This window comes from Exiguobacterium sp. s36 (genome assembly GCF_018618345.1).
In the GTDB taxonomy this organism is placed as follows: domain Bacteria; phylum Bacillota; class Bacilli; order Exiguobacteriales; family Exiguobacteriaceae; genus Exiguobacterium; species Exiguobacterium chiriqhucha.
This window is the reverse complement of record NZ_JACSLW010000004.1, coordinates 268,804-275,417: the sequence shown is the minus strand read 5'-3', so window position 1 is coordinate 275,417 and position 6,614 is coordinate 268,804. Positions and strand designations below refer to the sequence as shown.

The following is a 6,614-nucleotide window of genomic DNA, read 5'->3' as shown; positions in this document are numbered from 1 at the left end:
AGACGATGAGGTAGATAGGTCATGGGTGGAAGCACGGCGACGTGTGGAGCTGAATGATACTAATCGGTCGAGGCTTTGATCTAGTCTAAGGTTTGCATGAATTGATGAGTCTTCAGTTTTGAGAGAACAATCTCTTAAAAAATATTGACGTTATGACTAAATAATGTTAATATAATACTTGTCTGGTGGCGATAGCGAAGCGGCCACACCCGTTCCCATGCCGAACACGGAAGTTAAGCGCTTCAGCGCCGAAAGTAGTTGGGGGTCTCCCCCTGTGAGGATAGGACGCTGCCAGGCAAGATCGTTCCGCAATAGCTCAGTGGTAGAGCAACCGGCTGTTAACCGGTAGGTCGTAGGTTCAAATCCTACTTGCGGAGCCACTTTTCTCTTTTTGGAGAGCTGTCCGAGTGGCCGAAGGAGCACGATTGGAATTCGTGTAGGCGGCAAAACCGTCTCAAGGGTTCGAATCCCTTGCTCTCCGCCAGTTTTTCAATCAATAGTATGGCCCGTTGGTCAAGCGGTTAAGACACCGCCCTTTCACGGCGGTAACACGGGTTCGAATCCCGTACGGGTCACCATTTAAATTTTATATCGTCGCGGGGTGGAGCAGTCTGGTAGCTCGTCGGGCTCATAACCCGAAGGTCGTTGGTTCAAATCCAGCCCCCGCAATTAGTGTGGTCCTGTGGTGTAGCGGTTAACATGCCTGCCTGTCACGCAGGAGATCGCGGGTTCGAATCCCGTCAGGACCGCCATTTTTTCAATTAAATTACTACATACATGGCTTTGTAGCTCAGTTGGTAGAGCAAAGGACTGAAAATCCTTGTGTCGGCGGTTCGATTCCGTCCAAAGCCACCATGTGGGGGGGTAGCGAAGTGGCTAAACGCGGCGGACTGTAAATCCGCTCCCTCGGGTTCGGCGGTTCGAATCCGCCCCCCCCCACCACCTAGGGGCATAGTTTAGCGGTAGAACTACGGTCTCCAAAACCGTCAGCGCGGGTTCGATTCCTGCTGCCCCTGCTTTCTAATATAATTATGGCGATTGTGGCGAAGTGGTTAACGCACCGGATTGTGATTCCGGCATTCGAGGGTTCAATTCCCTTCAGTCGCCCCATTTTATTGGGCTGTAGCCAAGTGGTAAGGCATCGGATTTTGATTCCGACATGCGTAGGTTCGATCCCTTCCAGCCCAGCCATTATGCGGAAGTAGTTCAGTGGTAGAATACGACCTTGCCAAGGTCGGGGTCGCGGGTTCGAATCCCGTCTTCCGCTCCATTAAATTTGGCGCCATAGCCAAGTGGTAAGGCAGAGGACTGCAACTCCTCTATCGTCGGTTCGATTCCGACTGGCGCCTCCAACATAATATGCCGGTGTGGCGGAATTGGTAGACGCGCACGACTCAAAATCGTGTTCCTCTGGAGTGTCGGTTCGACTCCGACCACCGGTATCCGTAGATCCTAGCTGAGGCTAGGGTCTTTTTTTTGTATGTGAAAATTTAAAAATAAAGGGAAGTGAGCGATGCGTAAGGAATAAGCAAGGAGTGTACGATTGTGCAAGGGGACGAAGGGGGAAGTACATTGCCGACAGATCAAATCGCTCAAGCTTTTATGAGATTTGCTGCAAACGAGTGTAGAGGTTCGAGTGTTCTTTATGAATCATTGTCGAACGAGATAGCGACAGACGTGTCGATTCTCACATTATGTGAGCAAGCCAATCCAGGACAGCCTATTCCGAACCTGTTGTTTGGAGCAGTCCATTATCTGCTCTTGAGTGGGCACCAGCATCCATTAGGCGACTATTACCCAAGCGTGGCCATTGAAGCGAAAGAGGTAGATGAAGGACTATTTCCGAGTTTTCAGCAATTTTGCACAACTTATGAAACTGAGTTGGTTGCTCTCTTACAGACTAGGCTCGTTCAAACGAACGAAGTGAGACGGTGTGCGTATTTATATCCAGTGTTCGGTATGATTTCTAGATACTCAAAGCAACCGTTGTCTTTAGTGGAGATTGGTACGAGCGCCGGTCTACAGCTCTTATGGGACCAGTACAGCTATCGATATGACGACAGCGAACTGGTCGGGAACGTCACGTCATCCCTCGAGATTTCAGCGGAGGTGATTGGCGAAGGAAGACCTCGACTGAATCTACCGCTTCCTCCAGTCCGGGAACGAATCGGGTTTGATTTGAATATCGTCGATTTGACCGATGGCGATGAAAAATTATGGTTGAATTCGCTTATATGGCCGGAACATACAACTCGTCTCGAGCTATTTGAACAGGCGAGTGCGTTGATCGGATCACAACCATTGGAGTTGATTCAAGGGGATGGAGTTCAATTATTAAAAACACGAGTCGATTCGATTGAAACGGACAGCATCGTCTGTATCTTCCATACACACGTGGCGAATCAAATGCCACTTGAAACCAAGTATGAGCTTTTGCGTCAAGTCGACTGTATCGGGGAGTACCGGGACGTCTATCACATCTATAATAATGTCCAAGACAAGTTGCTCCACCTCGATCTTATTATCGATGGCAGGAAGAGTGAGTACGTGCTCGCTGAAACGGATGGGCATGGACGTTGGTTCAACTGGTTGCTATCACCAGAAACGGAAGAAAATCTTGAGCAAAGATTTGGTAAGCTCTAACCTCGGTTAGAGCTTTTTAGGATTAATGAAAAAAAGAACCATCACGGAGATGATTCTTCATATGACGTGTACGTCGCTTCGTCCAAAGTATGTAAGTAATCGGGTCCAAAATTGTTCAGGATAAAGAGTTCTTCTTCGTTCTCAGTCGCCAATCCGTTTGAGAATCCTCTATTCGCTTGGTGGAAATGCAACAAACGATCTTGCTCCGTGTCGGCTTTGGAGAAGTCGCCTTGTGACCAATTTTCGAGCATGATGTTCAATTCGGCGTATATGTCATCTTCGATCTTGAATTTTGATTTTAGAAGATTCAAGTATTCAGCCGATTGTTGAATATTCTGTGGTGTCATCGGAATCGCCCCCCATTTAGCACGAGCTGATATTTTTTGATGTGTCATCAAGTGCATGCTTTTGATCAATTCAGTTCGATTTGGTTTCTCTTCATTGAAAGAGACCTCTAGTTCAACGCGAGTCTTTGCGGTGGAGTTGCCTCTGCGGTCTAATGGGTCTTCCTTGGATACTTCGATTTGTAGTTCTTTGACGCGCTTTGCGTATTTGTCATCAAGATTCTCATTCTCGACACCTTGACTTAAGTTTTTATAAAACGTGTAGCTGATCCAAAAGACTGGAATGAGCAAGATGAGGACGCTAGTCGTGATGATGAGTCGCTTCGGGGTAAATACCTGTTTCAGTTTTTTGAACAATATCATTGCCTCCTATCTGTACATAGTTGGATTTTAACATACTTCAAATACCATTAATCCCATATAAGGGATTAATATGGGAAAATAGATAAAAAAACAAAAAAATGATTTGATAACTCATTTGGAATGAACGATTTTCCGTCTGTGATGTGATATAATTACCTGGTAATAATATTTTATGATGAATAAATTTTAGTGACGGTCACGTTGCTCGTCAATCTCATAGTGCATTTGGTTTCATATTTCATTTTTGTTGTCGTTATCGCTATTTGCAATTGAGGAGGAAGTTGTACATGAGTAAAGAAAAAATCGCCCAGCTCCGAAAGCACGTCTCGCCGTTTGAAAAGGCCGACGTGAAGAAGAGCGTCCGGCAGATGATCAACACGATCTTGCCGTTTCTTGCAGCCTGGATTCTTGCCTATCAGGCGCTCCAAATCTCGGTCTTCTTGACCATCCCGCTCGCCATCGTCGCAGCTGGCTTCGTCGTCCGGATGTTCATCATTTTCCACGACTGTACGCACGGTTCGTTTTTCAAGAATAAGAAGGCGAACGCCATCGTCGGGACGATTATGGGGATTCTAACGTTGTTCCCATATGAGAAATGGAAACGAGAGCATTCGATTCACCATGCTTCGAGTGGTAACTTGGACAAACGTGGCGTCGGTGACATTTGGGTCATGACGATTGAAGAATACGTCGAGGCATCGAGATGGACTCGATTGCAATATCGTCTATACCGTAACCCGCTCGTCATGTTCGGTCTCGGCCCGTTGTTCTTGATTCTTATCACGAGCCGTTTTAATCGGAAAGATGCGCGTAAAAAAGAACGGAACAACACATATCTCATTAACTTGTCGCTCGTCGTGCTCTATGCGCTCGTCATCGCGCTCGTCGGTTGGAAAGCGTTCTTGATCGTTCAAGGCACGACGATGTTCACAGCCGGTGTCCTTGGAATCTGGTTGTTCTACGTACAGCATACGTTCGAAGACTCATATTTCGAGGACGAGAGCGAGTGGGACTATGTGAAGGCTGCCATCGAAGGAAGCTCGTATTACGAGTTGCCGAAAGTGTTGCAGTGGGTAACCGGGAATATCGGTTTCCACCATGTTCATCACTTGAGCCCGCGTGTACCGAACTACAACCTTGAACAAGCCCATACGTCGACGCCGCCGCTCCAAAAAGCGACGACGATTGGTCTATGGTCTAGTTTGAAGTCGCTACGCTACAAACTGTACGATGCTCAGAACAAGACGTTCGTCACGTTCCGCGATATTAAGCACTTGCTTCGGGAACCGAAGACGTCATCGTTGTGACGCACATTCCTGCCGACTTTGTCGGCAGGATATTTTTATATCGCCACAGCTATCTTATATTGAGATATGATTTAAAGAAAATGAATAAGGGAACTAGATGTACTCAGACAATAAACGTATAGACTTGATAAGCCATCAAAGAAATTTCTTTAAAAGTGTTGACTTCCGAAAGGTATAGATGTATATTGATTGTAGTCGCTTTTACAGCCGACTCATATGAACCATGCGGGTGTAGTTTAATGGTAAAACCTCAGCCTTCCAAGCTGATGACGAGAGTTCGATTCTCTTCACCCGCTTCATCATCTCTCTGCCGACTGGCGGGGAGATTTTTTGTATGCGAAAATAGGCATGAAAGAGGTGATTCGATGAATGGGATGACCCCGGAAACACTTAAGCAGAAGATTGTGGCGTACGCAACGACAATTGGGATTGACGAGTTGAAAGTGACGACGGCCGACCCGTTCATCGTCATGAAGCAACGTCTCGTGAAGCAGCAAGAAAAGGGATTCGCTTCGGGGTTCGAGGAGCCTGACTTGGACAAACGGACGACACCGACGCTGCTACTTGAAGAAGCGCAGTCGATTATTGCAATCGCTATCCTGTATCCGAGCAAATTGAAGGACGCGCCGCGAAGTGTGGCCGATGAGCGCCGCGGTTTGTTCGCCCGGGCATCGTGGGGGCTCGACTACCATCGCGCTGTCGGCTCGAGACTCGAACAGTTGCAGGCGTATATTGAACAGCTCGTCCCGGGCGTCCGGACACGCTCGATGGTCGATACGGGAGAGCTTGTCGATCGGGCGGTGGCCGAACGGGCCGGAATCGGCTTCAGCGGCAAGAACTGTTCCATCATTTCGCCCGAGAAGGGGTCGTACCTCTACCTAGGCGAGATGATCCTGGACACATACTTACCACCGGACGAGATGATTGAGGACGGGTGCGGAGAATGCACGAAATGCATGACGGCATGTCCGACGACGGCGCTCATCGAACCGGGTGTGCTCGACGCAAAACGTTGCATCGCCTATTTGACGCAAATGAAGACACTCATGCCACGTGAGTTCCGCTCGAAGCTCGGCGGACGGCTATACGGCTGTGACACGTGCCAACAAGTCTGTCCGTATAATCGGAAGAAGGACTGGCGTCATCATGAAGAATTGCTTCCGGAAGCGGAAATCGTCAAACCGTTGCTCGTCCCGCTCTTGAATATGAGCAATCGCGAGTTCAAAGCAAAGTTCGGTCATCTGTCTGGCGCATGGCGCGGGAAAAAACCGATTCAGCGAAATGCAATTCTAGCGTTGGCCCATTATCGGGAACCGTCAGCCGTGCCGGTGCTCGAAGACTTCATCCAACAGGATGAGCGCGAAGACATGCGGGCGACAGCCGTCTGGGCGATCGGGGCGATTCTCGGAGCCGAAGCCGAGACGATTTATCAACAGATTGAGTCGACGGAGACGTCGGAGCTCGTACATGAAGAGATTCGATTATTCCGAGAGGAGTGGAGTCATGAAGACCGTGTCATCTAAATGGGGAACGTTAGCCTATGAATTGAACGCCGATGGAAAGCTATGTGCGTTAGACTTTGCGGAGACGGAAGCGGATGATGGTTCGGCACCAGCTTGGCTGACCGAACTGATTGAACGTGTCGAACAATACGGGCTTCAATCGTCTGACCGCGAGTGGATTGAGATGCATGGGACCGTCTTTCAGCAAGAAGTATGGGATGCGCTCTTAACGATCCCGTTCGGAGAGACGCGGACGTACAAACAAATCGCCGAACAGATCGGACGACCAAAAGCGGTTCGTGCGGTCGGTCAGGCACTGAACCGGAATCCGTTGCCTGTCATTTTCCCGTGCCACCGGGTCGTCGGTAGCGGGGGGCAATTGACCGGTTTCGCAGGCGGTATTCATCAAAAACAACGATTACTTGATCTCGAACAAGTGAAGTGAGGAGTAGATT

The 6,614-nt window shown here is 48.7% G+C and carries 5 protein-coding genes, 14 tRNA genes and 2 rRNA genes; 20 read left to right on the top strand and 1 reads right to left on the bottom strand.

Annotated features, from left to right (window positions below; translation table 11 throughout):
• The 16 genes from KNP95_RS11140 to KNP95_RS11065 form a co-directional block, all read left to right on the top strand.
• Positions 1–83 (top strand): 23S ribosomal RNA (locus tag KNP95_RS11140); the annotation flags it as partial.
• Positions 84–181: 98 nt separating this feature from the next.
• A 5S ribosomal RNA gene (rrf, locus tag KNP95_RS11135) occupies positions 182–297 on the top strand.
• An 8-nt stretch (positions 298–305) separates the two neighbouring features.
• A tRNA-Asn gene (locus KNP95_RS11130) sits at positions 306–380 on the top strand.
• A 13-nt stretch (positions 381–393) separates the two neighbouring features.
• A tRNA-Ser gene (locus KNP95_RS11125) sits at positions 394–484 on the top strand.
• A 19-nt stretch (positions 485–503) separates the two neighbouring features.
• Positions 504–578: transfer RNA gene (locus KNP95_RS11120), tRNA-Glu, on the top strand.
• 17 nt (positions 579–595) lie between these two features.
• Positions 596–669 (top strand) — tRNA-Met (locus tag KNP95_RS11115).
• Positions 670–676: 7 nt separating this feature from the next.
• Positions 677–752 (top strand) — tRNA-Asp (locus tag KNP95_RS11110).
• A 27-nt stretch (positions 753–779) separates the two neighbouring features.
• Positions 780–855 (top strand) — tRNA-Phe (locus KNP95_RS11105).
• A gap of 3 nt (positions 856–858) precedes the next feature.
• A tRNA-Tyr gene (locus KNP95_RS11100) sits at positions 859–942 on the top strand.
• 3 nt (positions 943–945) lie between these two features.
• Positions 946–1,016: transfer RNA gene (locus tag KNP95_RS11095), tRNA-Trp, on the top strand.
• Between the two features lie 18 nt (positions 1,017–1,034).
• Positions 1,035–1,110: transfer RNA gene (locus tag KNP95_RS11090), tRNA-His, on the top strand.
• 6 nt (positions 1,111–1,116) lie between these two features.
• Positions 1,117–1,191 (top strand) — tRNA-Gln (locus KNP95_RS11085).
• Between the two features lie 4 nt (positions 1,192–1,195).
• Positions 1,196–1,270 (top strand) — tRNA-Gly (locus tag KNP95_RS11080).
• An 8-nt stretch (positions 1,271–1,278) separates the two neighbouring features.
• Positions 1,279–1,352, top strand: a tRNA-Cys gene (locus KNP95_RS11075).
• 9 nt (positions 1,353–1,361) lie between these two features.
• A tRNA-Leu gene (locus KNP95_RS11070) sits at positions 1,362–1,442 on the top strand.
• 160 nt (positions 1,443–1,602) lie between these two features.
• A complete protein-coding gene (locus KNP95_RS11065; RefSeq protein ID WP_214837132.1) occupies positions 1,603–2,643 on the top strand; it encodes a DUF2332 domain-containing protein in 1,041 nt (346 codons plus the stop codon).
• Between the two features lie 41 nt (positions 2,644–2,684).
• On the opposite strand, the gene KNP95_RS11060 is transcribed toward KNP95_RS11065, so the two are convergent.
• Complete coding sequence (locus KNP95_RS11060; protein ID WP_214837126.1) at positions 2,685–3,344, bottom strand: DUF6241 domain-containing protein; 660 nt, start codon at positions 3,342–3,344, stop codon at positions 2,685–2,687.
• A gap of 293 nt (positions 3,345–3,637) precedes the next feature.
• On the opposite strand from KNP95_RS11060, the gene desA reads away from it, so the two are divergent.
• From desA to KNP95_RS11040, 4 genes are all read left to right on the top strand, one after another.
• A complete protein-coding gene (gene desA / locus KNP95_RS11055) occupies positions 3,638–4,657 on the top strand; it encodes a Delta(5) desaturase DesA (protein ID WP_214720467.1) in 1,020 nt (339 codons plus the stop codon).
• A 225-nt stretch (positions 4,658–4,882) separates the two neighbouring features.
• Positions 4,883–4,953: transfer RNA gene (locus KNP95_RS11050), tRNA-Gly, on the top strand.
• Positions 4,954–5,031: 78 nt separating this feature from the next.
• Positions 5,032–6,180, top strand: a complete 1,149-nt coding sequence (queG, locus tag KNP95_RS11045) for a tRNA epoxyqueuosine(34) reductase QueG (protein ID WP_214832619.1) — start codon at positions 5,032–5,034, stop codon at positions 6,178–6,180.
• Positions 6,161–6,604: a methylated-DNA--[protein]-cysteine S-methyltransferase gene (locus tag KNP95_RS11040; protein WP_214720468.1), complete on the top strand. Its 444-nt coding sequence runs from the start codon at positions 6,161–6,163 to the stop codon at positions 6,602–6,604. Before queG ends, KNP95_RS11040 begins: the two co-directional genes overlap by 20 nt.
• The last annotated feature ends 10 nt before the right edge of the window (positions 6,605–6,614 follow it).

Excerpts from the sequence above, each read along its gene's own strand:
- desA (WP_214720467.1), top strand. The coding sequence starts at position 3,638 with ATGAGTAAAGAAAAAATCGCCCAGCTCCGAAAGCACGTCTCGCCGTTT.
- KNP95_RS11065 (WP_214837132.1), top strand. The coding sequence starts at position 1,603 with ATGAGATTTGCTGCAAACGAGTGTAGAGGTTCGAGTGTTCTTTATGAA.
- KNP95_RS11040 (WP_214720468.1), top strand. The coding sequence starts at position 6,161 with ATGAAGACCGTGTCATCTAAATGGGGAACGTTAGCCTATGAATTGAAC.
- queG (WP_214832619.1), top strand. The coding sequence starts at position 5,032 with ATGACCCCGGAAACACTTAAGCAGAAGATTGTGGCGTACGCAACGACA.